The following is a 1,595-nucleotide window of genomic DNA, read 5'->3' as shown; positions in this document are numbered from 1 at the left end:
TGATTCTCTTAATTGAGTGTGCGAATTTTCGGCGAATGTTGTCTTCATAGTATAACCAGATTGCTTGGGGTTATATGGTCAAGTGAAGAAGCGCATACGGTGGATGCCTTGGCAGTCAGAGGCGATGAAAGACGTGGTAGCCTGCGAAAAGCTTCGGGGAGTCGGCAAACAGACTTTGATCCGGAGATGTCTGAATGGGGGAACCCACCTAACATAAGTTAGGTATCTTAAGCTGAATACATAGGCTTAAGAAGCGAACCAGGGGAACTGAAACATCTAAGTACCCTGAGGAAAAGAAATCAACCGAGATTCCCTTAGTAGTGGCGAGCGAACGGGGACCAGCCCTTAAGCTGTATTGATGTTAGCGGAACGCTCTGGAAAGTGCGGCCATAGTGGGTGATAGCCCTGTACGCGAAAACATCTTTACAGTGAAATCGAGTAGGACGGAGCACGAGAAACTTTGTCTGAATATGGGGGGACCATCCTCCAAGGCTAAATACTACTGACTGACCGATAGTGAACTAGTACCGTGAGGGAAAGGCGAAAAGAACCCCGGAGAGGGGAGTGAAATAGATCCTGAAACCGTATGCGTACAAGCAGTGGGAGCCTACTTTGTTAGGTGACTGCGTACCTTTTGTATAATGGGTCAGCGACTTATTTTCAGTGGCAAGCTTAACCGAATAGGGGAGGCGTAGCGAAAGCGAGTCTTAATAGGGCGTCTAGTCGCTGGGAATAGACCCGAAACCGGGCGATCTATCCATGGGCAGGTTGAAGGTTGGGTAACACTAACTGGAGGACCGAACCGACTACCGTTGAAAAGTTAGCGGATGACCTGTGGATCGGAGTGAAAGGCTAATCAAGCTCGGAGATAGCTGGTTCTCCTCGAAAGCTATTTAGGTAGCGCCTCATGTATCACTGTAGGGGGTAGAGCACTGTTTCGGCTAGGGGGTCATCCCGACTTACCAAACCGATGCAAACTCCGAATACCTACAAGTGCCGAGCATGGGAGACACACGGCGGGTGCTAACGTCCGTCGTGAAAAGGGAAACAACCCAGACCGTCAGCTAAGGTCCCAAAGTTATGGTTAAGTGGGAAACGATGTGGGAAGGCTTAGACAGCTAGGAGGTTGGCTTAGAAGCAGCCACCCTTTAAAGAAAGCGTAATAGCTCACTAGTCGAGTCGGCCTGCGCGGAAGATTTAACGGGGCTCAAACCATACACCGAAGCTACGGGTATCACTTAGGTGATGCGGTAGAGGAGCGTTCTGTAAGCCTGTGAAGGTGAGTTGAGAAGCTTGCTGGAGGTATCAGAAGTGCGAATGCTGACATGAGTAACGACAATGGGTGTGAAAAACACCCACGCCGAAAGACCAAGGTTTCCTGCGCAACGTTAATCGACGCAGGGTTAGTCGGTCCCTAAGGCGAGGCTGAAAAGCGTAGTCGATGGAAAACAGGTTAATATTCCTGTACTTCTGGTTATTGCGATGGAGGGACGGAGAAGGCTAGGCCAGCTTGGCGTTGGTTGTCCAAGTTTAAGGTGGTAGGCTGGAATCTTAGGTAAATCCGGGATTCTAAGGCCGAGAGCTGATGACGAGTT

The 1,595-nt window shown here is 49.8% G+C and carries 1 rRNA gene; it reads left to right on the top strand.

Features of this window, described 5'->3' with window-relative positions:
• Window positions 1-76: 76 nt before the first annotated feature.
• Window positions 77-1,595, top strand: a 23S ribosomal RNA gene (locus tag GHO41_RS29175); the annotation flags it as partial.

The organism is Pseudomonas sp. FSL R10-0399 (assembly GCF_009600165.1).
In the GTDB taxonomy this organism is placed as follows: Bacteria; Pseudomonadota; Gammaproteobacteria; order Pseudomonadales; family Pseudomonadaceae; genus Aquipseudomonas; species Aquipseudomonas helleri.
This window is presented reverse-complemented; position numbering and strand designations above follow the sequence as displayed.